Here is a 23759-nt window from a genome sequence, read left to right on the forward strand (position 1 = left end):
GCGGCAGGTTTCGCGGTGTATCAAATCACGGTCCGGCGTGATTCGACTGCGGAAATCGCAGCGGCGAATCCTTATCACACACCAAACCACAGCAGGAAAATTTTCATGTCAGGTACCTCCGGTGCTCCCGATGCTCTCGACCTTGCTGCGTTGCTGTCTTCAAGGGTTTGCCACGACCTCATCAATCCGGTCGGCGCCATCGTCAACGGCCTGGAGGTGATGGATTCGAGTAACAAGGCCGAAGACAAGGAGTTCGCCCTCGACCTGATCCGCAAGAGTGCGGTGAGCACTTCGGCGCGGCTGCAGTTCTGTCGTATCGCCTATGGCGCGGCGGGTTCGGCCGGGACGCAGATCGACCTTGGCGATGCGCAGAAGGTGGCGCGCGGCCATCTGGAGGACGGCAAGACCAAGCTGACATGGAATTTGCCGCACATGCTGCTGGCGAAGAACCGCGTCAAGCTGCTTCTCAACATGCTGGTCATCGCCCAGCAGGCGATCCCGCGCGGTGGTGAACTGGTGATCGACCCGATCGGTGAGGGCGATACGATGGGATTCCGCATCCGCGCGGTCGGTGCGAACGCGCGCGAGCCGCACAGCATCGCCGACCAGCTCAATCTGGAGAATGCGGCTTCCATCACCGCGCATGCGGTGCAGCCTTATTATACGGCGCTGCTGGCGCAGGCCTGCGGCTTCAAGGTCGGGTTGACCAAGGAAGAGGACGCCGTCGTGGTAGCGACGACCTCGTAACGTCGCTCAAATCTTAACGAACTCTTTCCGCCTGTGGCCGGTTGAGGCCACGGGTGCGCAAAACTGACCGAACAAAAATACCTTTTGCTCACCATTATTAAACGCTTTCCGTTGAAACTGCGCAGACTTGGTAGGCGCATCTCGCCGCCTCCGCTCGAAGGCTGGGCTGTTTCATGGATGATTTGTTGCGTGAGTTCCTGACGGAAACGAACGAGAGCCTCGATACCGTCGACAATCAATTGGTTCGTTTTGAGCAGGATCCGAATAACGCCAAGATCCTGGATAATATTTTCCGGCTCGTTCACACCATCAAGGGGACGTGCGGCTTTCTCGGCCTGCCGCGCCTCGAAGCGCTGGCCCACGCGGCCGAAACCCTGATGGGCAAATTCCGCGACGGCATGCCGGTGACCGGCGACGCCGTTTCGCTGATCCTCAACACCATCGACCGCATCAAGGACATCCTGGGCGAACTCGAATCCAGCGAGGCGGAGCCGGAAGGCTCCGACCCCGATCTGATCGGCGCATTGGAAAAGATGGTGGAGATCGGCATGGCTTCGATGGAAGGCGGCGCGCCTGCTCCCGCTGCGGCTGCTGCCCCCGCATCTGCCGGCGGCGCTGAAGGCACTCTCGTCGTACAGACTCTGGAGCGCGAGTTGCGTCCGGGTGAAGTCTCGCTCGATGAGCTTGAGCGCGCATTCCGCGAAACCGCAGTCGAGACGGCGGCTCCGGCCGCGCCGGTCGCCGCTGCTGCACCGCCGCCTGCCGCGGCAGCCCCCGCGCCCAAACCGGCTGCCAAGCCCGCGGCAAAACCGGCCGCGCGGAAAGCCGCCGACGGCGAAGGCTCCGATGCCGACAAGGTTTCCTCGCAATCGATCCGCGTCAACGTCGATGCGCTCGAGCATCTGATGACGATGGTGTCCGAACTGGTGCTGACCCGCAACCAGTTGCTGGAAATCAGCCGCCGTCACGAAGAGAACGAATTCAAGGTGCCGCTGCAGCGCTTGTCCAACGTCACCGCTGAGCTGCAGGAAGGCGTCATGAAGACGCGCATGCAGCCGATCGGCAACGCCTGGCAGAAGCTGCCGCGCATCGTGCGCGACCTTTCGAGCGAACTCGGCAAGCAGATCGAACTCGAGATGCACGGCGCCGACACCGAGCTTGACCGCCAGGTGCTCGACCTCATCAAGGATCCGCTGACGCACATGGTGCGTAACTCAGCCGACCATGGCCTTGAAAGCACCGCGGCGCGCGTTGCCGCAGGCAAACCGGAAGTCGGCACCATCCGCGTCTCCGCCTATCATGAAGGCGGCCACATCATCATCTGCATTGCCGACAACGGCCAGGGTCTGAACACCGAGCGCATCAAGCAGAAGGCGGTTCAGAACGGCCTCGTCACCGAAGCCGATCTTGAGAAGATGAGCGAAGCTCAGATTCACAAGTTCATCTTCGCGGCGGGCTTCTCGACCGCTGCCGCGATCACCAGCGTGTCCGGCCGCGGCGTCGGCATGGACGTGGTGCGCAACAACATCGATCAGATCGGCGGCACCATCGACGTCAAGTCGGTGCCGGGCGAAGGCTCGTCCTTCACCATCAAGATTCCGCTGACGCTTGCGATCGTTTCCGCGCTGATCGTGGAATCGGCGGGCGAGCGCTTCGCGATCCCGCAGATCGCGGTCGTCGAACTGGTGCGTGCGCGCGCCAATTCGGATCACCGCATCGAGCGCATCAAGGACACCCCGGTGCTCCGCCTGCGCAACAAGCTGTTGCCGCTGCTGCACCTGCGCAAGCTGCTCAAGATCGACGACGGCCAGGAGATCGATCCGGAAAACGGCTTCATCGTAGTGATGCAGGTCGGCAGCCAGACCTTCGGCATCGTGGTCGACGGCGTCTTCCACACCGAGGAAATCGTCGTCAAGCCGATGTCGACCAAGCTGCGTCACATCAACATGTTCTCCGGCAACACTATCCTTGGCGATGGCGCCGTCATCATGATCATCGATCCGAACGGCATCTCGCAGTCGGTCGGCAGCTCGATGTCGGCGCAGGCCGAGATGATGGACGAAAACGCCGCGGCGCGCGTCGCCGGCTCCGAACAGCTCACCTCGCTTCTCGTCTTCCACGCCGGCAATACCCAGCCGAAGGCGGTGCCGCTCGCGCTCGTCACCCGTCTCGAGGAGATCGCGGCGGAGAAGATCGAGTTCTCCAACGGCCGTCATATGGTGCAGTACCGCGACCATCTGATGCCGCTCGTGAGCATGGAAGGCGTCACCGTTCGCAGCGAAGGCGTGCAGCCGATCCTGGTGTTCGTCGACGATGGCCGCTCCATGGGCCTCGTGGTCGATGAGATCGTCGATATCGTCGAGGAAAGCCTCAACATTGAAGTGGCGAGTGCGCAGGATGGCCTGCTCGGCTCCGCCGTCATCAAGGGGCAGGCGACCGAGGTGATCGATGTCGGTTATTTCCTGCCGATGGCTTTTGCCGACTGGTTCACCCGCAAGGACATGCAGCGCACGAGCCTGACCCAGGAGGTTCTTCTGGTCGACGACTCGGCTTTCTTCCGCAACATGCTGGCGCCGGTCCTGAAGGCGGCGGGCTACAGCGTCCAGACCGCGACCAATGCGAACGAGGGGCTGAACATCCTGCGCGCAGGAAAGCAGTTCAACGTCATCCTCACCGACATCGAGATGCCGGACATGAACGGCTTCGAATTCGCCGAGGCCATTCGCGCCGATCAGCGCAACAACGAGACGCCGATCATCGCGCTGTCGTCGCTGGTGTCTCCGGCGGCGATCGAACGCGGACGTCAGGTCGGTTTCCACGATTATGTCGCGAAGTTCGACCGGCCCGGTCTGATCGCGGCGTTGAAGGAACAGGCCGCTCGCGACAACCGCGCGGCATAAGGATAGCGACATGGACCAGCAAGCTCAGAAAACCGACGGCCAGATCACCGAATACGTCACCGCCATGATTGGCGGACAGTTGTTCGGCCTGCCGATCTCCCGCGTGCAGGACGTGTTCATGCCCGAGCGGCTGACCCGCGTGCCGCTCGCTTCCGACGATATCGCAGGCGTTCTTAACCTGCGCGGCCGGATCGTCACCGCGATCGACATGCGCGCGCGCCTCGGCCTGCCGAAGATCGAGGACGGCCGTCCGCCGATGGCGATCGGCGTGGACCATCGCGGCGAGTCCTACGGGTTGCTGATCGATTCGATCGGGGAAGTCATGAAGCTGTCCGACGACAGCCGGGAAATGAATCCGGTCAACCTCGATCGCGGCATGGAGAGAGTTGCGGGCGGCATCCATCGGCTTGATGGACAGTTGATGGTGGTGCTCGATATCGACCGGGTTCTGGAGATTGCTCCTGACATGATGGCGGCGTGAGCGCCCATCGGGTCAGCATTTGGAAATAGAGGTCAACATGAAAACGTGTCTTGTCGTCGACGATTCCAGCGTGATCCGCAAAGTCGCACGCCGAATCCTGGAAGGCCTGAATTTCGAAATTATCGAAGCCGAGGACGGCGAGAAGGCCATGGAAGTCTGCAAGCGCGGCCTTCCCGACGCCGTGCTGCTCGACTGGAACATGCCGGTGATGGATGGCCACGAATTCCTGCGCAACCTGCGCATGATGCCGAACGGCGAGAAGCCGAAGGTCGTGTTCTGCACCACGGAGAATGATGTCGCTCATATCGCCCGCGCGCTTCATGCCGGCGCGAACGAGTACATCATGAAGCCGTTCGACAAGGAAATCGTCACCGCGAAGTTTCAGGAAGTCGGCCTGATCTAAGTAGGCGAGGGTCATCGCCGAATCGATATTGTGTCCTCCTGCCCTCTGGCAGAAAGTAAGTTTGGTATTTGAATGAGTATCGATTTGGCAGCCGCTTCTCATCCGGTCTCGACGAGTGGCGAGCGCATTCGAATTATGGTGGTTGATGATTCAGCCATCATCCGCGGTATCATCACGCGCTGGATCGAAGCCGAAACCGACATGGTGGTGGCGGCGTCCTGCCGCACCGGTCTCGACGCCGTCAACCAGATCGAGCGGATCAATCCCGACGCCGTGATCCTCGACATCGAGATGCCGGATATGGACGGCATCACCGCGCTGCCGCTGCTGCTGGCGAAGAAGCGCGATCTCGTCATCATCATGGCCTCGACGCTGACGCTGCGGAACGCCGAGATCAGCCTCAAGGCGCTGTCGCTCGGCGCCACCGACTACATTCCGAAGCCCGAAAGCAATCATCTGGGCGGCGCGGATACCTTCCGGCACGAACTGGTGCAGAAGATCCGCCATCTCACCGCCCGTCTCGCGCGCCGCCGCGTGCCGAGCCCGCCTTTGGCGCCGGCCGCTTCGCAGGTGGCCGCAGCCCCGGCGGCGGCTCCGGTTCATCACGCGCCGACCAAGTTTTCGCTCCGCCCGTTCCACAAGGTGAGGCCGCAGGCGCTGCTGATCGGCTCTTCGACGGGCGGCCCGCAGGCGCTGACCGCGCTTGCCGCCGAGCTTGCTCCGATTGTCGACCGGGTGCCGGTGCTGATTACCCAGCACATGCCGCCGACCTTCACCACCATTCTTGCCCAGCATATCGGCCGTGCCAGCTCCCGGCCGACCCATGAGGGCGCCGAAGGGCAGGCCGTCAAGGCGGGCAACATCTATATCGCACCGGGCGGGCTGCACATGCGCGTGGGCCGCCAGGGCGGCAACGTCGCGATTGCGCTCGATGACGGCCCTCAGGTCAATTTCTGCCGTCCTGCGGTGGACCCTCTGTTCATGTCGGCGATCGACGTCTGGAAGGGTGACCTGCTGGCGGTGATCCTGACGGGCATGGGGTCCGACGGCATGCGTGGCGGCAGGGATGTCGTCGCCGCCGGCGGCAACGTGATCGCTCAGGACGAAGCGACGTCCGTGGTGTGGGGAATGCCGGGTGCGGCCGCTCAGGCCGGCATCTGTTCTGCCGTGTTGCCGCTCAACCAGATCGGCCAAAAAATACAAAAGATCCTTTCAGGAGACTTCTCGTGATCCAGGCTGAGTATGATTTTCTGCGCAAGCTCCTGAAGGAAAGATCCGGTCTCGTCCTGGCGGACGACAAGCAGTACCTGATCGAAAGCCGTCTCATGCCGCTCGCGCGCAAGGCGAATCTCGGTGGACTGACCGAGTTGATCGCGGAGCTCAAGCGCGGGGTGGAAAGCAAGATCTGCGACGTGGTCGAGGCGATGACCACGAACGAGACGTTCTTCTTCCGCGACAAGATTCCGTTCGATCATTTCAAGGACAGCGTTCTCCCCGAACTGATCAAGGCGCGCGCCAATCGCAAGAGCCTGCGCATCTGGTGCGCGGCCGCATCGACCGGGCAGGAGCCCTATTCGCTGGCGATGATCGTGAAGGATTTTGCCCAGGCGTTGTCGGGCTGGCGGGTGGAGATCGTCGCGACCGACCTGTCGCAGGAAGTTCTCGAGAAGTGCAAGAGCGGCATCTACAGCCAGTTCGAGGTGCAGCGCGGCCTGCCGATTCAGAAGCTCGTCACTCACTTCAAGCAGATCGGCGAGACCTGGCAGATCAATTCCGATATCCGCGCCATGGTGCAGTTCAAGCCGCTCAATCTGCTCAACGACTTCTCAAGCCTCGGCAAGTTCGACGTGATCTTCTGCCGCAACGTGCTGATCTATTTCGAGCAGGCGACCAAGGCCGACGTTCTCGGCCGGATGATGAAGGTGAACGAGCCGGACGGCTACCTGTTCCTCGGCGCAGCCGAAACGGTTGTCGGGCTGACCGATGCCTATCGCCCCTGCACGCAGCGCCGCGGCGTGTACCTTCCCAAGACCGCATCGCCCTCGATCATGCCCGGCATGGCCGCAGGCGGGATGCGGGCCACGATGTCGGCACGATAGATTCGATCATTCTTGTCGCCGGTCTGTCGGCAGCAATAAAAAACCCCGCCAGTGGCGGGGTTTTTTGTATTTCGTGAAGTGGAAGCTCAGGCCGGGATGCGGGCTTCGTCGTCGCTCGGCTCGCGCAGCACATAGCCGCGGCCCCAGACGGTTTCGATGAAGTTGCGGCCCTCGGACGCGTTGGCGAGCTTCTTGCGCAGCTTGCAGATGAACACGTCGATGATCTTGAGTTCCGGCTCGTCCATCCCGCCATAGAGATGGTTGAGGAACATTTCCTTGGTGAGCGTGGTGCCCTTGCGGAGCGAGAGCAGCTCCAGCATCTGATATTCCTTGCCGGTCAGGTGCACGCGCTGGCCGCCGACTTCGACCGTCTTGGTGTCGAGGTTGACGATCAGGTCGCCGGTCTGGATCACCGACTGGGCGTGGCCCTTCGAGCGGCGCACGATGGCGTGGATGCGGGCGACCAGTTCGTCCTTGTGGAACGGCTTGGTCATGTAGTCGTCGGCACCGACGCCGAGGCCCTTGACCTTGTCCTCGATGCCGGCGAGGCCGGACAGGATCAGGATCGGGGTCTTGATCTTGGAAACACGAAGCTGCTTGAGCACTTCGTAGCCCGACATGTCGGGCAGATTGAGGTCAAGCAGGATGATGTCGTAATCATACAGCTTGCCGAGATCGACGCCTTCTTCTCCGAGGTCCGTCGTGTAGACGTTGAAGCTCTCGGATTTGAGCATCAGCTCGATCGACTGCGCAGTGGCGCTGTCATCTTCTATCAGCAATACGCGCATGCCAGTCCCCTAATAGTCGCCACCCCGGGCGTCAGGTCGGCCGCACAACTCGCGGCACTGGAACGCCTTTGAACAACTGATTCGAATCCTGACCAGACATGGTTAACAAAAGCTGATTCGTGCCTGCAAGCTCTATTCGTGCAAATTATGCCGAATCGACTTAAGATGTTGCACAGAAGCGGCTTTTCGTATCCACGCAAGTTCAAGTTCCGTATTAGGAGTCGGGCCTGACCGCCTCCTGCGATTCGCACCTCCGTTCTGAAGGTCGAATTGCTTTCAGTTACCAAAGACAGTGACGCAATCATTAACGATGCGGGTAAACACGGGGTTAAGGAAGCGCCATCAAGCTCTGGAAACTTAAGCTTTTTGAAATGAAGAAGGCGCTCCGGTGACGCGAGGCTCGCAGTGAAGGCCAGCTTAAAGTGAAAGCCCTTGCCGAACAGATCGGCGATATCGACGGCATCAACATTTATGGCCGTGTTGTGGGCGTGCGCGGCCTGATGGTCGAGGTGGCCGGTCCCATTCATGCGATGTCGGTCGGCGCGCGGGTCGTCATCGAGACGGGCGGCGATCGCGACATTCCCTGCGAGGTGATCGGCTTCACCGGTAGCAATGCGGTGCTGATGCCGTTCGGGGGGCTGGACGGCGTCCGGCGCGGGTGCCGGGCGGTGATCGCCAATGCGGCGAGTCAGGTTAGGCCATCGCCGGCGTGGCTCGGCCGCGTCGTCAACGCGATGGGAGATCCGATCGACGGCAAGGGGCCGATCGAGCAGGGTGCGTCGCCGATGCCGTTCCGGAACCTGCCGCCGCCTGCCCATTCAAGAAAGAGGGTAGGTCAGCCGCTCGATCTCGGCGTGCGCGCGCTCAATACATTCCTCACATGCTGCAGCGGGCAGCGCATGGGCATCTTCGCCGGCTCCGGCGTCGGCAAATCGGTGCTGCTGTCGATGCTGGCGCGCAACGTCGATGCCGATATTTCGGTGATCGGCCTTGTCGGCGAGCGTGGCCGCGAGGTGCAGGAGTTTCTACAGGACGATCTGGGTGAGGAGGGCCTCGCGCGCTCCGTCGTCGTGGTGGCGACCTCGGACGAGCCTGCCCTGATGCGGCGGCAGGCCGCTTACCTGACGCTCGCAATCTCCGAATATTTCCGCGATGAGGGCCAGAACGTGCTGTGCCTGATGGATTCAGTCACCCGCTTTGCCATGGCGCAGCGCGAGATCGGCCTGTCCGCGGGCGAGCCGCCGACCGCAAAGGGCTACACGCCGACCGTCTTCACCGAACTGCCGAAGCTTCTTGAGCGCGCCGGGCCGGGGCTCGGCGAGGGCACCATCACCGGCATCTTCACGGTGCTGGTGGACGGCGACGACCACAACGAGCCGGTGGCGGACGCGGTGCGCGGCATTCTCGACGGACATATCGTGATGGAGCGCTCCATTGCCGAGCGTGGACGCTACCCGGCCATCAACATTCTCAAATCCGTCTCCCGCACGATGCCGAAATCGGCCGATCCGGAATTCCTGCCCGTCATCATGCGCGGCCGCCAGGTGATGGCGACCTATGCGGACATGGAGGAACTGATCCGGCTCGGGGCCTACCGGGCAGGCTCCAGCGCCGAGGTGGACGAGGCGATCCGTCTCCATGAGCCGCTCGAGAACTTCCTGCGACAGGCCAAGAACGAGGCGACCGGACTGGAGGCCGGCTACCGGCAATTGCAGCAAATCCTCGCCTCTGTGGAAACGGAAAGCTAACTTTGTCAGGCCATGATCCGCACCGTCTGTTGATTGCCGGCGGGGCCCAGTCGGGGAGCCGGTTCTGTCCCGTTTTGGTACTGGGACTTCTGGGGAGTACGAGTCGATGAAGTCACGTGAAACGCTTATCCGTCTGAAGAAATTTCAGGTCGACGAGAAGCGTCGCCGGGTTGCTCAGATCGAGACCATGATCGCCGAATTCCAGCGGATGTCGGTCGACCTCGAGCGCGAAATCCAGACCGAGCAGGATCGCGCAGGCATTCAGGATCCAGCCCACTTCGCCTATCCGACCTACGCCAAGGCCGCGATCCAGCGCCGTGAGAACCTGACCCGCTCGGCGGACGAACTGCGCGGGCAGCTCGAGGAGGCGAAGACGCATCTGGCGGATGCCTTCGAGGAATTGAAGAAGGTCGAGCTTCTGGACGAGCGCGATCAGGCGCGCGAACGCGCCGAGGAGAGCGCACGTGAACAGGCCGACCTCGACAGCATCGGCCTGTTGCGCTCGCGGATCGGCGCGGTAGCCTGATCCCGCCTGTCTTTGAACGGTTTGAAAGCCCGGTCCGGAAGGTCCGGGCTTTTTGCTGTCTGTGGCGATCAGCTTGGGATGGTGTGAGGTCCCGTTTTACAGCTTTCGTCCGGGCTGGCATAAAGGCGCAGGGGTGCTGTCTGCGGGCAGCGATTGTTGGGGACGTGCAATGCTGACGCCGGAGCAGTTGGTTTGGCTGCTGGCCTCGGTGGCCCGGCGTGATCGGGCTGCTTTCGAGGGCCTGTATGAAGCGACCTGCGCAAAGCTGTTTGGTGTCGTGCTGCGCATCGTCCGCGAGCAGGCGCTCGCGGAAGAAGTCCTCCAGGAAATCTACCTCAAGATATGGAATAGCGCCGGGCAGTATAGCCCCAGCGAAGCCTCGCCACTTGCATGGATGGTGTCGATCGCGCGGAACCGCGCCATCGACATCGTGCGCAAGCGCGGCGGCGCTCCGCTCGAGGATGCCGCGAACTTCGAAGGTGCCTCCGACACGCCTGCGCCTCTGTCGCGCCGGGAGATGACGGACGAATTGAAGGCGCTGCTGGAATGTGTCGGGCAGCTTGAGCCCGACCGGCAGAAGCTCGTGCTGCTGGCCTATTACAATGGCTGGAGTCGCGAGCAGCTTGCGGCCAAGTTCGACACGCAGCTTGGCAATGTCAAAACCTGGCTGCGCAGCAGCCTGCTCGATATCCGAACCTGTCTCGGTCTTGCATGATGGCATACAGCGAAGATCATATCGCGCTTGCCGCCGAATATGCGCTCGGCACTCTCGACGCGGATGAACGCGCGCTGGTTGAGACGATGCTGATCGTCGATCCCGGTTTTCTCGCGCTCGTCCATGCGTGGGAGCACAAGCTGGCGCCGCTGCATCAGATGGTCTCGTCGGTCGAGCCCCCCAGCGATGTCTGGAACAGGATCAAGGCTAGCATCGCGCAAGCGGAAGAACAGGCTCCGGCGGCTTCCGCCAATAATGCAAGCGAAGATAAGCCGGTCCATGCCATTGATCCGGTTACGCTGGAGATGACATCCGCGCTCGATGCGTCCTCCGCGCCGGATGCAAACGCCACCGTGTCGCCCGAACTCACGGTCACGCCGCCGGAATCCGAATCCACCGGGCAGGGCGCTTCTGTCGCGGCGGCCACGGCAAAACCATCGCCTGCGAAAGGCTCCGGCATTTTCGGCATCGTCATGAGCGCGGTGGCTGCGGTGCTGGCGGGCATCGTCGCGTTGCAAATCTATCGTCCGGCCGCATTGCCCGCTGCTCTGCGGATGAAGCCGGAGGTCCGCACGGTGGAGGTCAAGATTCCGCCGCCGCCGGTCGCCGCGCAATGGGTGGCCGCGCTGCAATCGGATGCGCGCGATCCGGGCTTCGTTCTGACGGTCGATGCCGCCTCGCGCCGCTATACGGTGCGCCGCGTCGGTCCGCCGCCTGCGGCAGACAAAAGCTACGAACTCTGGATCGTGCCGAGCAAATTCGGAGAGCCGCACTCCATCGGGGTGATCGATGGCGAATTCACCGTGAGTGGTGGCCTTACCGGCTATGACGCGGCTGCCGTGAACAACTCGATCTATGCGGTGACGGTCGAGGCCAAGGGCGGCTCGCCGAGCGGCAAGCCGACCGCGCAACCTTTGTGGGCGGGCAAACTCTACGAGAGCGTGCCGGCGCACTGAGGCAGGCGCACTTCCCGGTCTGCATTATCCAGCCCCAGACAGCAAAAAACGCCCGTGGGGGAAACGGGCGTTTTTTGTCCGGGTTCACTGGGGATGAGATGTCCCGGAAGATATTCACAAGGCGACTTCGGGGGGCGGGGAAGAGAGCCTTATGAATTCCTGAAATTCATGTCAGCGGATCACCTGCTGCTCGGAGTCGGAAACCATCATGGTGTGACTGGCTTTCAGAACCGGCGTCGTCGCGCGCGCAGTCTGCATCCCGCCGTCACCGGCGGAGAGGCGTGCTGAAATTCCAAGTCCGGCGATACCGATTGCGGCAACCAACGCCACCACCACGATCTTGAGGTGGGTCATGCGGTCAGCGCTGTACAATGAATGGTTCATTTCGCCTCCCTCACGTTTTAGCCACGTTCTGGCCCGGTTGCCTTATTGGTCGCGCCCAGTGAGCGGCCGGTTCGAATTCCATGTTTCGTAAACGTGGTGGAGGGGGTTTTTGTTTCCCAGACCCCATCACAAGCGAGTGATTTTTCTTGATCGCTCGCGAGGAACCCTACAGGGCGAAATAAAAATATCGCTAAATCAAATAGATACAATTTTAGCGCCTGGAACCCGCTCACGGCGGGATGGCGTTGGAAATAAGAAATCGCTTGGATGTGACGAAATTGTCATGCCGACGCAGCGGCGAAAGCCCGGATTCTCAAACGCTTCCAACGGTCTTGAGTTTCGCCCGCGGATGGATTTCTGCCTGCGACAGCACCGTGGTCTGTGCGCGGAAGCGCTCCACCAGCGAGCGCACGAAGGGACGAATTGCCGCAGAGGTAACAAGCACCGGGTTCTCGCCTTCACGCGCGGCCTGCTCGAAACGGTCGCGGGTCGCGGTCATGAATTCCGACAGCTTGGAGGGTTGCATCGCCAGCGTGCGGTCTTCGCCGGTGCCGACGATTGATTCAGCGAACGCCTGCTCCCATTTGGCGGAGAGTGCGATCAGCGGCAGGTAGCCGTTGATCGAGGTGTTCTGGGCGCAGATCTGGCGCGCGAGGCGGGCGCGAACATGCTCGGCGATCGTCGCCGGATTGCGCGAGAACGCCAGCGCATCGGCGACGCCCTCGAGAATGGTGGAGAGATCCCGGATCGAGATGCGTTCGGCGAGCAGCAACTGAAGCACGCGCTGAATGCCGGACACGGTGATCTGGCTCGGGACGATATCCTTGACCAGTTCGCCCTGCTCCTTCGGCAGGTCCTTCAGGAGCTTCTGCACTTCGCCGTAGGACAACAGGTCCGACATGTTGTTCTTCAACAGCTCGGTGAGATGTGTGGACAGAACGGTCGCGGCATCGACCACCGTGTAGCCCTTGAGCGAGGCTTCTTCCTTCAGCGAGGCATCCACCCAGGTCGCGGGCAGGCCGAAGGTCGGCTCGATGGTATGCGTGCCCGGCACGGTGACTTGATTGCCGGCAGGATCCATGACCATGAACTGGTTGGCCCAAACGCGGCCCGAGCCGGCGTCGACCTCCTTGATCTTGATGACGTAGGTATTGGCCTCGAGTTGCACGTTGTCGAGGATACGGACAGCGGGCATCACAAAACCCATCTCGATGGCGAGCGAGCGGCGCAGCGCCTTGATCTGGTCGGTGAGACGGTCGTTGCCGTCCGGTCCGTTGACGAGCGGTAAGAGCGCATAACCGAGTTCGATCTTGAGATCGTCGATCTTGAGCGCGGTCGAGATTGGTTCTTCTTCGGCAGCGGCCGCTGCGGCGGCTTCGGCGGGAGCCGCTGCCGCGCGAGCTTCCTCGGCCTTTGCGTGGGTGTTGCGGTGACGCGCCTTTAATGCCAGTGCGCCCGCGCCAGCGCTCAGCATCAGGAACGGAATCATCGGAATGCCGGGCAGCATCGCCAGCACCAGCATCACGCCGGACGACATGCCGAGCGCCTGCGGATAGCCGGAGAACTGTTTCACCATCGCCTTGTCGGCGGCGCCCGAGACGCCAGCCTTCGACACCAGAAGGCCCGCAGCGGTCGAGACGATCAGCGCGGGCACTTGCGTGACGAGGCCGTCGCCGACCGTGAGCAGCGTGTAGCTGCGCGCGGCGTCGCCGAAGCTCAGGCCCTGCTGCGCGACGCCGATGATGATGCCGCCGATAATGTTGATGAACACGATCAGGAGGCCCGCGACCGCGTCGCCGCGGACGAACTTCGAGGCACCGTCCATCGCGCCGAAGAAACCGCTTTCGTCTTCGAGATCCTTGCGGCGCTTCTTCGCGGTCTGCTCGTCGATCAATCCGGCGGAGAGATCGGCGTCGATCGCCATCTGCTTGCCCGGCATCGAATCGAGGTGGAAGCGTGCGGCGACTTCGGCGATGCGGCCCGAACCCTTGGTGATGACCACGAAGTTGACGATGACGAGGATCGTGAAGACGATGATGCCAATCACGAAATTGCCGCTCATCACGAAGCTGCCGAACGCCTCGATGACGTGACCGGCGGCGGCACTGCCCTCGTGCCCGTGCGCCAGGATCAGGCGGGTCGAAGCCATGTTGAGCGACAGCCGCAGCATGGTCGAAATCAGGAGCACGGTCGGGAAGGCGGAGAATTCCAGCGGCGCCTGGATGAACAGCGCGGTCATCAGGATCAGCACCGAGAGCGTGATCGAGATCGCCAGAAACAGATCGAGCACCATGGCGGGCAGGGGCAGGATCAGGACGACGAGGATTGTCAGCACGCCGAAGGCGAGCGTCAGGTCGCCGCGCTTCAGGATATCCTTGATTTCATCGAAAGTCGGAATCTGCAGGCGCGATGCGCCGTCCTGCCCCGCCGTCACATCGACCATGGTCGCCGCTTCCTCGCGCGAATGTCGCCTCTGCCCGCCAAATACTTTTGCGGCGGCTGGAAGGCCACCGGGCGGTAAGTGATTCACGGCGCTTGCTTCCACGGGACCCCCGTTTTTGCAGAACGACACGCACTTTCACTGGGCAAAATTTGCCCAGTTTATGGTTAGCAAAGAGTTAACGCGGGGGTCCGAGGTGGAGGAATAAGCCTGCCGGAATGGGGTGAGTAGACCGCCCCAACTGTTGGACTTTCCTGGGAAAATCCTGGAATGGGACGTGGGTTGGGGCGCGGGCGCAATTGCCGCATCGTGCCGGTCATTGTAAGGGAAAGGAGCCGCGCCCTTCGCGGTGCGACAGGGCCTGTAGCTCAATGGTTAGAGCCGACCGCTCATAACGGTCTGGTTGCAGGTTCGAGTCCTGCCGGGCCCACCAATCTTTTCAATTGGTTATGCAGAGGCCCTCCGAGCTTCTCTCTTTCTACCCACCGTTTTACCCACCGGTTGAATACGAGCTTTTGAAGTGATGGCTTCCGCAGCTTCCCGCATGTGAAGTGGATGGTGATGGCCGTAAGTGTCGATGAGCACTTGCACCGACATGCCAAGGAAGCCCGCTGACTGCCAAAGATCAGCGCCTCGCTGCATCAGCCATGTTGCCGCCGTGTGTCGCAGCGTATGCGGTGTGACGTTCCCTTCTGAGATATCGAGTTTGGCAGTTGCTACACCCTTGCCGAAACCATTCTTAACCGAAGTGACGGCCTTGCCGTGCCATTCAACAAAATGGTTGCTGACAATTCCTCGGTCCACCCACCGACGCATGTGCGCGAGAAGACGTGAGGGGAGGGCAACAGGTGGCTGCCGCTTGTTAGTTTTGCGTTTGCCGATCTTGAGGCGATAAAACACACCGTTCTCCAAGTCGACGTAAGAACGACCTTCTGCTTTATATGGGGAAGCAGCGGCGATTGCGGCTGCACGGGTGCCGGTGTAGAGCCCTATTAGGATGAAGCGGGCGACGTGCCTCAGGGTGTACTTGGCTGTCGGGACTTTTTTGCCATTGTGAGTCTGGACTTCGCGGTGTCGCCAGCATGCCCAGATAAGCTTGGCGGCTTCTGATCTCGTTAGCCAGCGGTCGCGAGGTTCGCCCTTTTGGGGGAGCCAGACGTTGATTACGGCGTGATGAAGATTTTCTTTGGCGTGATGATTTATGGCCGCCCGAAGGTCTTCCAAGTCGCGCCGCGCCCCGCCATCGCTCCGAGAAGCAGCATAGCTTTTGCACAGTTCTGTTGTTAGCGACCCCAACACAGTGCCGCCGAAGAATTTGTTTAAGCGCTGAATACGACTGTCGAACCGGCGCTTGTATAATTCGGTTTCGAAATCTTCTCGTCGGTCATTGTGATAGATCGCAAGGACGTCGGCTATATCGATGACGTCAACGTTGCGCTCTTGGCGCGTCGGCTCCCATTTCGCACCAATATAGTTGGCTAGGAAACGTTCTGCTGCCTCAGGTGGCTGGGTTTCAGTCGGGTGAGCCGGACATCCCGTGCTGGTCTGTTTGGATCCGTCTTTGATGATCCAAACAGCCGCTTCTGAGCGGCCATTCTTGGTTCTTGCAGGCCGCTTCCATAAGCGAGCGCCTTTGCTTGTCCTTGGCATGTTACCTCGTTGGATTTTTGTCAGCGGGCACCTTAGTTTCGAAGAGCCTTTTGTCGTCGGTTCTCGGCCGACGTTGGAAGCGTTGCTTGTTTGCTAAGTGAGTTCAGTCGAGCCTCTAAAGCTTGCTGCGAAGAAATGTCCGCGGTCGGGCTCGGTAAACGATTGTGCCGCCGTATCGTGCCATTTTGAGCTGCATTATGCTGCGCGGGGATGCGGCACAACGCTCGCATTCGTTGCATGCTTGCAGGTGTTACAAACTGCTTCCCGGCGATCAGCTCGTATTCCAATCGACCACGAGCTATCTCGCGTCGAAGTCCTGAAACGGTCATGCCGCCGCCTGGAAAGCAGAAGGCGACAGCCGCTGAAAGGCGAAGCGGGGTATCTGGTTGAACGACTTGGACGAGGGTGTTTTGTGAGAAGGCTGGCACCTGGGTGGCTGCCACCGGCGAAATATTTGCTTGTGCTGCCGTCACGACGCCGCCCTCAAAATTGCTAGTTTGGAGGAATTATCCGATTTATTTTCGATTTTTCTTCGGATTTTTTCCTCAAGGATGACGGGGCTTTTTGCGATTTTCCGATTTAAAAATTCGGTCCTTTTATGGGGAGGGCAAGTTGCGATGCGACGAGCGTGGGCTCCTAACCTCAAATCTCGCATAAGGATGCCTCGAACATTAGCGCAAGCGCGCGTTTGAGGGGACAGATTGCGGGAGGTTCCGCAACGTTTCCCAAGGATGGGACCTCCTGCTTGATAGAACCGTCTTCCGGTGTAGGCGGCCTGAGGTGAGTTCTTGGTGACGTAGGTCAACACGTTCTTCTGTTTGCCTGAAGGAGTGATCTGGGTCTGATAAGTCGATGGTCGACAGTCGATTTCTTGAGGATCGCCCGGCCATTGTTTGACCAATGCATCGAAGCGTTTCAAACGTCCCGCGGGCACATGCATTAAAACATGCAGGTGTTCATTTTTTCCGGTTTTACGTTCCGACTCCCGTGTCCATAGACAAGTGAACTCAAAATTGTTGTCGCGAGCGAATTGGGCGAGTCGGTTGCGCCACTTCGTCCACGTTCCGATGCGTTGCTTGAGCGTTTGAACGTTGATGTCGCAAGGACGGAAGGTGATGAAGCGATTCAGCGGTTTTCCAATCTCGCGCGCAAAGTGCCATGCGGACTCCATGTTCTTTACGTCCCTGCCCGAAATGCTCTTGCTGACCTTTTGACGGCCGATCTTCCTCTTCTTAGTCCAAGCGTCATCTATCTGAGGGAGGCGTTTATCCATTTGCGGTGCTCCCAACCAGGGATGCATGATCCATAACCATAGAAGACAGCACCTGCCCGTTAGGCCGCAGATAAAATTTCATCGACGTTCGATAACTCAAGCGAGGCGGGCATAACTCGTCACGGCTACCGACATTTGGGATGGCGATACATTCTTGAAAGTTGAACGGTCGTTTTGGAGTGTGATGAAGGCCGGGGTGAAAAGCCTCTTTTGGAAGTTCGATCAATGAGGGTGTCATCTGATACGGGGGCCTGTTCCGATAAAAAATTTCGGTCAAGCGACATCGTTCGGATTCCACCTAGGTGGCCGAGCGGGTCGCTATCCAAAGATTTCAAGATGCTTCGGACGGTCTCTATAAGTGTTCTGTAAATGTTCCTTTGGCAAGCGAGCGCCAAGTTTTCTGTATCAATTTCTGAAGATAATGATACAAAGTATCAAATAAGATACTGGTATGAATATGAAAAAGACCAAAGCGATTTCTTATCTTCGAACGTCCAGTGCCACGAATGTCGGAGTCGATAAGGACAGCGACAAAAGGCAGCGCTCGGCCATCCAGGCTTTTGCGAAGAGGCAGGGAATAGAAATCGTTGAGGAGTTCTACGACGCGGACGTGAGCGGCGCCGACCCTATTGAAACACGGCCTGGATTCTCGGCGCTGTTGGATCGGATCGAAGAAAACGGTGTGCGCACAGTCATAGTCGAAGACGTGTCGCGCTTTGCTCGGCAGCTCGTCGTTCAAGAAGCTGGCATAGTCGCTTTGATCGAACGAAACGTTCAAGTATTGACGGCTTCCGGCGATGACCTGACGGAAACCGACGATCCGCTCAAGGTTGCGATGCGCCAAATTGCGGGCGTCTTTGCCCAGCTTGAGAAGGCCCGTTTGGTTGGGAAGCTCAAGGCTGCGCGGGACAGAAAGCGCGCTACCGGAGTGAAAGTCGAGGGGAGAAAATCTTATGCGGAAAGTGACAAAACCGGCCTGATGATCGCGACAGCCAAGAGCTTGAGGCGGAAGCCGAAGAACGGCAAGAGACGATCACTGCGTTCGATCTCTGCCATACTGGCCGAGAACGGCTTTCTCAGCCATTCAGGAAAGCCCTTTACAGCGACCGCTATTGCCAGAATGGTGGGAGAGCGTTGACGATGATCGGGAGATAGGTGTCCCACTTGCGCTAATCGGCGCGAAGGGTGATCCGATCATTGTCCGAGATTGTCGCGTGAATAGCGATCAGGCTCAGATTTGGATTCCGTATAGTGAGGTCGATGCGAATCACGGCGATCAAGTCGCTTGCGTGGTTTGATGGGCGATGGGGACAAAATGCCGAGACTGACCGAGCAGGAACAACAGGAAATCATCCGGTTCATCGAAGCCGACAAACCGTTGCCAGAGAAATATCGCTTCCTGCTGTTCGACGACAAGCGCGAGGTTGAATTGGTCTGGAATGGCAAGACCAATGAGGTCTGCAATGTTGTGCTGCCATTTCAAACCATCGAGCAGGTCGATGAGCCGCGCGCGGAAAAACCAGAACAGACGGCCGCGCAACAGGATTTGTTTTTAACCGACAGCCGGGGAAGGCAGCTTCAAGGCTGGACCAACAAACTTATCTGGGGCGACAACAAACTCATTCTGTCATCCCTCAAGAATGGGCCGCTACGGGAAGAAATTGAGCGTCAGGGTGGTCTGAAGTTGATTTATATCGATCCGCCGTTTGATGTCGGGGCCGACTTCTCTATGCCCGTTGAGATCGGCGATGACACATTCACGAAGAAGCCAAACATCTTGGAAGAAATTGCCTATCGGGACACGTGGGGTAGAGGTTCCGATTCTTTCATCTCAATGGTCTATGAACGATTGATATTGATGCGCGACTTGCTGGCTGGGGACGGCAGCATTTATGTGCACACTGGTCCAAACGTGAATCATCTCTTGAGAAGTGCCTTGGATGAGGTTTTTGGGTCTTCACATCACCTGAACGAAATCATTTGGCGGCGAGCATTCGCTCACAATGACTCTGGTAGGTGTGGAATAATCCATGACTCAATTCTATTTTACTCCAAGGGGGACACCTGGATTTGGAACGAGGTGTTGCAGAAACCAAGTCCAGACTACATTGAGCAGTTTTTTGACCAATACGATCCAGTTCGTGGAGAGCGTTATAACCGCTTGCCTCTAGATGCACCTCGACATGGAGATGGAGGAAACCTCGTGTACGAATGGAAAGGCGCATGGCCTGCGCCTGGTCGTACTTGGGCGTACAAACGCGAACATATGGAGCGGTTCGACCGCGAAGGCAGGATACATTATCCGAAGAAGGAGGGCGGTAAACCACGCCTCAAGGATTTCGAGAGTGACTACAAGGGGATGGTACTCCAGGACATTTGGACCGACATAAACAAGATACATAATCAGTCTGTCGAGCTGTTAGGTTATGCGACGCAGAAGCCAGAAGCATTGCTCGACCGAGTAATTCGCGCCTCCTCCAATAGGGGGGACTTGGTGGCAGACTTTTTCTGTGGGTCAGGAACAACAGCTGCTGTCGCGGAAAAGCTGGGGCGGAAGTGGATTGCAAGTGATCTTGGAAAATTTGCTGTCCATACCACTCGCAAGCGCATGATCGGTGTACAGCGCGGATTGAAGGCCGAAGGCAAAGATTATCGTGCGTTTGAAATTCTCAACCTCGGCAAATACGAACGCCAGCATTATGTCGGCGTGAACCCGAATTTGCGTGAGGAACAACGCCAGAAGCAACTTGAGGAAAAGGAAACGGCGTTTCTGGACCTCATCCTCCGGGCCTACCGCGCCGAACGCACGGACGGCTTTGCAAGCTTCCACGGCAAGAAGGCGGGACGGCTTGTCGCAGTCGGACCGGTCAATATGCCTGTGTCGCGGTTGTTCGTCGAAGAGATCATCCTCGAATGCCGCAAGAAGCACCTTACCAAGGTCGATATTCTCGGCTTTGAATTTGAGATGGGTCTGTTCCCCAACGTGCTGGACGAGGCGCGGGGCAAAGGCATCGACATCGCGCCAAAATACATTCCGGCGGACGTGTTTGATAAGCGTGCGGTGGAGAAGAATCAGGTCTTTTTCCATGACGTGTCCTTCATCGAGGTGAAGCCTCACGTCCAAGGCAAGAGCGTCGCGGTCGAGTTGACCGATTTCTCGGTGTTCTATTCGCAGGACTCCATCGCCAATGCGGAGGCGAGCCTCAAGGACAAGGGGAGCAAGATCGTCGTCGAGAAGGGGCAGATCGTCAAAGTCAGCAAAGACAAGAACGGCATCGTTACCCGCGAGACGCTGACCCAGAATTGGACCGACTGGATCGACTATTGGTCAGTCGATTTCGATTTCGAAAACAAGCGGGAGATCATCCGTACCCAGAACCCAGATACCAGCGAATGGGAAGAATCGTGGACTGGCGACTACATCTTCGAAAACGAGTGGCAGTCGTTCCGCACCAAGAAGGACCGCAAGCTTGAGCTGACCAGTGTTTTCCATGAATGCCCGCGGGGGCGGCGCAAAATCGCCGTCAAGGTCGTGGACATCTTCGGCAACGACACCATGACGATTGCGGAAGTGACCGTGGGAGCCAAGAAATAATGGCGCTGCATCCGGACTTCCCGAACGATCCTCATGCCATCCTCGACCCTGCGATTCGCTGGTTTCCGGCTGACGAGGCCTTGCGCGAAACCAGCATGGACAAGCTCATGCCGCCGCTGGTCGCGGCGCTACGCCAGAAGGTCAAGGAGTTTCGCGACGGTGGCTATGTCGGCGCATCCGACACCAGCCGTAGCCTGTTGAACTGGTGGTTCAAGACCACGCACTTGATTCCGCAAGCCGATGGCTCGATGGCCGAGTTTCAGTATTTCTTCGCCCAGAGGGAATCCCTCGAAACGATTATCTACCTGTATGACGTCGTAGGCGTGAACGACAAGTTCGACCTGATGCGCTTCGACAGCAGCGGGGCCGTGTCCGCCAGCATGTTCGACGAAACGTGGCGACGATTCGTCGTCAAGATGGCGACGGGGGCAGGCAAGACGAAGGTCTTGAGCCTCGCCCTTGCATGGAGCTTTTACCACAAGCTCTATGAGCCGGATTCAGGATTGGCCCGGAACTTCCTTGTGATTGCGCCCAACATCATCGTGCTGGACCGCATCTACAAGGATTTCCAAGGGCTGCGGCTTTTCTTCAGCGATCCGGTCATTCCGGACAATGGCTTCGATGATCGTAACTGGCGCGACGATTTCCAGTTGACGCTGCATCTGCAGGACGAGGTGCATATCACACGCCCGACCGGCAACATCTTCCTTACGAACATCCATCGGGTTTACGCGGGGGAGGATATTGCCGCTTCGCCCGATGACGACAACACCATGGATTATTTCCTCGGCACCCGACCAACCGGTGCGACCACCGATTCCAAGGTGGATTTGGGCATGATCGTCCGCGATATTGACGAGTTGATGGTGCTGAACGATGAAGCCCATCACATCCATGACTCTCGACTCGCTTGGTTCAAGTCGATTGAGGACATTCACAATCGGCTTTTGCAGAAAGGAGCCGCGCTGTCGTTGCAGGTCGATGTGACCGCTACGCCGAAGCACAATAACGGTGCGATTTTCGTGCAGACCGTGGCCGACTATCCGCTGGTCGAGGCGATTTCACAAAACGTCGTCAAGCATCCCGTATTGCCGGACGCCGCCAGCCGGGCAAAATTGCAAGAACGCCAGAGCGCCAAATATACCGAGAAGTATGCCGATTATGTCGATCTTGGTGTGATCGAATGGCGCAAGGCCTACGCCGAGCACGAAAAGCTAGGCAAGAAGGCTATCCTGTTCATCATGACCGACGACACCCGCAATTGCGACGATGTCGCGGGCTACCTTGAAGGTCACTACCCCGATCTCAAGGACGCGGTGCTGGTGATTCACACCAAGGCCAATGGTGAGATTTCCGAAGCGGCCTCTGGCAAAGCCAAGGAGGAGCTGGAAAAGCTTCGCACGCAGGCCAATGAGATCGATGATCCTGCCAGCCCTTACAAGGCCATCGTGTCGGTCTTGATGCTGAAAGAGGGGTGGGATGTGCGTAACGTCACCACCATTGTTGGGCTGCGGGCTTATGCTGCCAAGAGCAACATCCTCCCGGAACAGACCCTGGGGCGTGGCCTGCGCAAGATGTATCCGGGTGGTATCGAGGAATATGTCAGCGTCGTCGGCACAGACGCCTTTATGGAGTTTGTCGAATCCATTCAGGCCGAGGGCGTGGAGCTTGAACGAAAGGCCATGGGCGAAGGCACCAAGGCCAAGACCCCGCTGGTGGTCGAGATCGACAAGGACAACGACAGGAAGGATATCGACGCCCTCGATATCGAGATTCCGGTGATGACTCCGCGCATCTACCGGGAATACAAGTCGCTCAGTGAACTCGACGTGTCGTCTTTTGGACATAAGCGTGTTCCCTATCGCCAGTTCAGCGAGGAGGAACAGCGGGAAATTATCTTCAAGGACATCACCACCGGCGAGGTGACGCACACCACGATTCTCGATACCGCTGGCATTGCCGATTATCGCAGCGTGCTAGGTTACTTCGCCCAGACCATCATGAAGGACCTGCGGTTGGTCAGCGGATATGACGTTCTCTACGGCAAGGTCAAAGCCTTCGTTCAGTCGGAGTTGTTTGATCGGGAAGTGGAACTCGATAACGCCAACACCATCCGGAATCTTTCCGAATTGGCGGCGACCAAAACGCTGATCGAATACTTCAAGAAGGCCATCAACGACTTGACCGTAAAGGATAAGGGTGACGCCGAAATCCGCGATACGATCAAATTGCGGCAAACACGCCCGTTCGTGGCCAAGGATCAAGGCTATCTAGTCCCGAAGAAGAGCGTGTTCAACCGGATCATTGGCGACAGTCATCTTGAACTGGTCTTCGCGGGCTTCCTCGACTCCTGCAGCGACGTGGTGTCCTACGCAAAGAACTATTTCGCCGTGAACTTCAAGCTGGATTACATCAACGCCGATGGCAATATTTCCAACTATTATCCGGATTTCTTGGTGAAGCTGGACGAGAAGCGGATTGTGATTGTCGAAACCAAGGGGCTTGAGGACTTGGACGTGCCGCTGAAGATGAATCGTCTGCGACAATGGTGTGAGGACATCAACCGGGTGCAGCGCGATGTCGCCTACGACTTCGTCTATGTGGATCAGGAAAGCTTCGAGCAATACAAGCCGTCATCGTTCAAGCAATTGATGGACGGTTTCCGGGAATACAAAAGCTGAAGGCCAACCGCTGCACGATCATCCAACCATGTAGGCGCGTATCAGAGCGGACCTCGTGTCTGGGAGGGCTTCTTCAGAGGGATATGCAAAGGCTAAGGAATGAGGCATGGAGCAGTCTCGTTCGCTTAAAGTGAACAGCCCGTGGACTGTCTGCAAAGATACGCCTCAAAAGGCCAGGGAAGCCCACCGCTGCGTTTAAATAGAACAAACAGAGTTTCTCCAAGGGTGGGGGCGGGCCCGCATCTCTGCTCAATGAAATCGCACAAGCATCAATACCGATGACCTTCGCGTTCCTTGTTTCTCACCCACCGCTTACCCACCGAATTATCATGAACAAACGGTGATATCTGACGTCTCCGATAAACAAAAATGA

Annotated in this window: 19 protein-coding genes and 1 tRNA gene; 14 read left to right on the top strand and 6 right to left on the bottom strand. The window is 58.7% G+C overall.

What is annotated here, in order from left to right:
• Window positions 1-105: 105 nt before the first annotated feature.
• From chpT to AFIDRAFT_RS13400, 6 genes are all read left to right on the top strand, one after another.
• Window positions 106-747, top strand: coding sequence for a histidine phosphotransferase ChpT (chpT, locus tag AFIDRAFT_RS13375; protein ID WP_009340030.1), 642 nt, complete (start codon window positions 106-108; stop codon window positions 745-747).
• Between the two features lie 173 nt (window positions 748-920).
• The gene (locus AFIDRAFT_RS13380; RefSeq protein ID WP_009340031.1) at window positions 921-3647 is read left to right on the top strand and encodes a hybrid sensor histidine kinase/response regulator; all 2727 of its coding nucleotides are present in this window, start codon (window positions 921-923) and stop codon (window positions 3645-3647) included.
• 10 nt (window positions 3648-3657) lie between these two features.
• The gene (locus tag AFIDRAFT_RS13385; RefSeq protein WP_009340032.1) at window positions 3658-4128 is read left to right on the top strand and encodes a chemotaxis protein CheW; all 471 of its coding nucleotides are present in this window, start codon (window positions 3658-3660) and stop codon (window positions 4126-4128) included.
• Window positions 4129-4165: 37 nt separating this feature from the next.
• Window positions 4166-4531, top strand: a complete 366-nt coding sequence (locus tag AFIDRAFT_RS13390) for a response regulator (RefSeq protein ID WP_002716841.1) — start codon at window positions 4166-4168, stop codon at window positions 4529-4531.
• 72 nt (window positions 4532-4603) lie between these two features.
• The gene (locus tag AFIDRAFT_RS13395; protein ID WP_040298410.1) at window positions 4604-5761 is read left to right on the top strand and encodes a protein-glutamate methylesterase/protein-glutamine glutaminase; all 1158 of its coding nucleotides are present in this window, start codon (window positions 4604-4606) and stop codon (window positions 5759-5761) included.
• Window positions 5758-6630 (top strand): CheR family methyltransferase, encoded by an 873-nt coding sequence (locus AFIDRAFT_RS13400; RefSeq protein WP_009340034.1) that lies wholly within the window; start codon window positions 5758-5760, stop codon window positions 6628-6630. The genes AFIDRAFT_RS13395 and AFIDRAFT_RS13400 overlap by 4 nt, the downstream gene beginning before the upstream one ends.
• A gap of 86 nt (window positions 6631-6716) precedes the next feature.
• Here the strand turns inward: AFIDRAFT_RS13400 and ctrA are convergent, their stop codons facing one another.
• The gene (gene ctrA / locus AFIDRAFT_RS13405; protein WP_009340035.1) at window positions 6717-7418 is read right to left on the bottom strand and encodes a response regulator transcription factor CtrA; all 702 of its coding nucleotides are present in this window, start codon (window positions 7416-7418) and stop codon (window positions 6717-6719) included.
• 422 nt (window positions 7419-7840) lie between these two features.
• Between ctrA and fliI the strand changes: the two genes are divergently transcribed.
• The 4 genes from fliI to AFIDRAFT_RS13425 all read left to right on the top strand — a co-directional run bounded on the left by fliI (window position 7841) and on the right by AFIDRAFT_RS13425 (window position 11363).
• On the top strand, window positions 7841-9166 hold the full coding sequence (gene fliI / locus AFIDRAFT_RS13410) for a flagellar protein export ATPase FliI (RefSeq protein ID WP_009340036.1): 1326 nt from the start codon (window positions 7841-7843) through the stop codon (window positions 9164-9166).
• Window positions 9167-9272: 106 nt separating this feature from the next.
• Window positions 9273-9692: a flagellar export protein FliJ gene (gene fliJ / locus AFIDRAFT_RS13415; protein ID WP_009340037.1), complete on the top strand. Its 420-nt coding sequence runs from the start codon at window positions 9273-9275 to the stop codon at window positions 9690-9692.
• Window positions 9693-9861: 169 nt separating this feature from the next.
• On the top strand, window positions 9862-10407 hold the full coding sequence (locus tag AFIDRAFT_RS13420) for a sigma-70 family RNA polymerase sigma factor (RefSeq protein WP_009340038.1): 546 nt from the start codon (window positions 9862-9864) through the stop codon (window positions 10405-10407).
• Window positions 10404-11363 (top strand): anti-sigma factor, encoded by a 960-nt coding sequence (locus tag AFIDRAFT_RS13425; protein ID WP_009340039.1) that lies wholly within the window; start codon window positions 10404-10406, stop codon window positions 11361-11363. The genes AFIDRAFT_RS13420 and AFIDRAFT_RS13425 overlap by 4 nt, the downstream gene beginning before the upstream one ends.
• A gap of 171 nt (window positions 11364-11534) precedes the next feature.
• Here the strand turns inward: AFIDRAFT_RS13425 and AFIDRAFT_RS13430 are convergent, their stop codons facing one another.
• Together AFIDRAFT_RS13430 and flhA are read right to left on the bottom strand one after the other, a co-directional pair.
• Entirely contained in the window at window positions 11535-11747 is a 213-nt protein-coding gene (locus AFIDRAFT_RS13430) for a hypothetical protein (protein ID WP_009340040.1), read from the bottom strand.
• A 313-nt stretch (window positions 11748-12060) separates the two neighbouring features.
• Window positions 12061-14190 carry a flagellar biosynthesis protein FlhA gene (gene flhA / locus AFIDRAFT_RS13435; protein WP_009340041.1) on the bottom strand — a complete coding sequence of 710 codons (2130 nt, stop codon included), beginning with the start codon at window positions 14188-14190 and terminating at the stop codon, window positions 12061-12063.
• A gap of 354 nt (window positions 14191-14544) precedes the next feature.
• Here flhA and AFIDRAFT_RS13440 point away from each other — a divergent pair.
• Window positions 14545-14620, top strand: a tRNA-Ile gene (locus AFIDRAFT_RS13440).
• Between the two features lie 14 nt (window positions 14621-14634).
• Here the strand turns inward: AFIDRAFT_RS13440 and AFIDRAFT_RS13445 are convergent.
• From AFIDRAFT_RS13445 to AFIDRAFT_RS13455, 3 genes are read right to left on the bottom strand one after another with little or no spacing between them, the layout of a single operon-like run.
• Complete coding sequence (locus AFIDRAFT_RS13445) at window positions 14635-15837, bottom strand: tyrosine-type recombinase/integrase (RefSeq protein WP_009340042.1); 1203 nt, start codon at window positions 15835-15837, stop codon at window positions 14635-14637.
• A gap of 32 nt (window positions 15838-15869) precedes the next feature.
• A complete protein-coding gene (locus AFIDRAFT_RS19510) occupies window positions 15870-16310 on the bottom strand; it encodes a hypothetical protein (protein ID WP_198007821.1) in 441 nt (146 codons plus the stop codon).
• The gene (locus AFIDRAFT_RS13455; protein ID WP_009340043.1) at window positions 16307-17110 is read right to left on the bottom strand and encodes a hypothetical protein; all 804 of its coding nucleotides are present in this window, start codon (window positions 17108-17110) and stop codon (window positions 16307-16309) included. The genes AFIDRAFT_RS19510 and AFIDRAFT_RS13455 overlap by 4 nt, the downstream gene beginning before the upstream one ends.
• Window positions 17111-17561: 451 nt before the next feature.
• On the opposite strand from AFIDRAFT_RS13455, the gene AFIDRAFT_RS13460 reads away from it, so the two are divergent.
• From AFIDRAFT_RS13460 to AFIDRAFT_RS13470, 3 genes are all read left to right on the top strand, one after another.
• The gene (locus tag AFIDRAFT_RS13460) at window positions 17562-18248 is read left to right on the top strand and encodes a recombinase family protein (protein WP_156786899.1); all 687 of its coding nucleotides are present in this window, start codon (window positions 17562-17564) and stop codon (window positions 18246-18248) included.
• Window positions 18249-18425: 177 nt separating this feature from the next.
• Window positions 18426-20705, top strand: coding sequence for a site-specific DNA-methyltransferase (locus AFIDRAFT_RS13465; protein WP_040298466.1), 2280 nt, complete (start codon window positions 18426-18428; stop codon window positions 20703-20705).
• Complete coding sequence (locus AFIDRAFT_RS13470; protein WP_009340046.1) at window positions 20705-23386, top strand: DEAD/DEAH box helicase family protein; 2682 nt, start codon at window positions 20705-20707, stop codon at window positions 23384-23386. The genes AFIDRAFT_RS13465 and AFIDRAFT_RS13470 overlap by 1 nt, the downstream gene beginning before the upstream one ends.
• The last annotated feature ends 373 nt before the right edge of the window (window positions 23387-23759 follow it).

The sequence above is a fragment of the Afipia sp. 1NLS2 genome (assembly GCF_000178995.1).
Taxonomy (GTDB): Bacteria; Pseudomonadota; Alphaproteobacteria; order Rhizobiales; family Xanthobacteraceae; genus Afipia.

Coding starts and splice junctions, on each gene's coding strand:
- AFIDRAFT_RS13455 (WP_009340043.1), bottom strand. CDS start 17,110: ATGGATAAACGCCTCCCTCAGATAGATGACGCTTGGACTAAGAAGAGG.
- AFIDRAFT_RS13470 (WP_009340046.1), top strand. CDS start 20,705: ATGGCGCTGCATCCGGACTTCCCGAACGATCCTCATGCCATCCTCGAC.
- AFIDRAFT_RS13430 (WP_009340040.1), bottom strand. CDS start 11,747: ATGAACCATTCATTGTACAGCGCTGACCGCATGACCCACCTCAAGATC.
- AFIDRAFT_RS13380 (WP_009340031.1), top strand. CDS start 921: ATGGATGATTTGTTGCGTGAGTTCCTGACGGAAACGAACGAGAGCCTC.
- AFIDRAFT_RS13445 (WP_009340042.1), bottom strand. CDS start 15,837: ATGCCAAGGACAAGCAAAGGCGCTCGCTTATGGAAGCGGCCTGCAAGA.
- fliJ (WP_009340037.1), top strand. CDS start 9,273: ATGAAGTCACGTGAAACGCTTATCCGTCTGAAGAAATTTCAGGTCGAC.
- chpT (WP_009340030.1), top strand. CDS start 106: ATGTCAGGTACCTCCGGTGCTCCCGATGCTCTCGACCTTGCTGCGTTG.
- ctrA (WP_009340035.1), bottom strand. CDS start 7,418: ATGCGCGTATTGCTGATAGAAGATGACAGCGCCACTGCGCAGTCGATC.
- AFIDRAFT_RS13420 (WP_009340038.1), top strand. CDS start 9,862: ATGCTGACGCCGGAGCAGTTGGTTTGGCTGCTGGCCTCGGTGGCCCGG.
- AFIDRAFT_RS13460 (WP_156786899.1), top strand. CDS start 17,562: ATGAATATGAAAAAGACCAAAGCGATTTCTTATCTTCGAACGTCCAGT.
- flhA (WP_009340041.1), bottom strand. CDS start 14,190: ATGGTCGATGTGACGGCGGGGCAGGACGGCGCATCGCGCCTGCAGATT.
- AFIDRAFT_RS13390 (WP_002716841.1), top strand. CDS start 4,166: ATGAAAACGTGTCTTGTCGTCGACGATTCCAGCGTGATCCGCAAAGTC.
- AFIDRAFT_RS13425 (WP_009340039.1), top strand. CDS start 10,404: ATGATGGCATACAGCGAAGATCATATCGCGCTTGCCGCCGAATATGCG.
- AFIDRAFT_RS13395 (WP_040298410.1), top strand. CDS start 4,604: ATGAGTATCGATTTGGCAGCCGCTTCTCATCCGGTCTCGACGAGTGGC.
- AFIDRAFT_RS13465 (WP_040298466.1), top strand. CDS start 18,426: ATGCCGAGACTGACCGAGCAGGAACAACAGGAAATCATCCGGTTCATC.
- AFIDRAFT_RS13385 (WP_009340032.1), top strand. CDS start 3,658: ATGGACCAGCAAGCTCAGAAAACCGACGGCCAGATCACCGAATACGTC.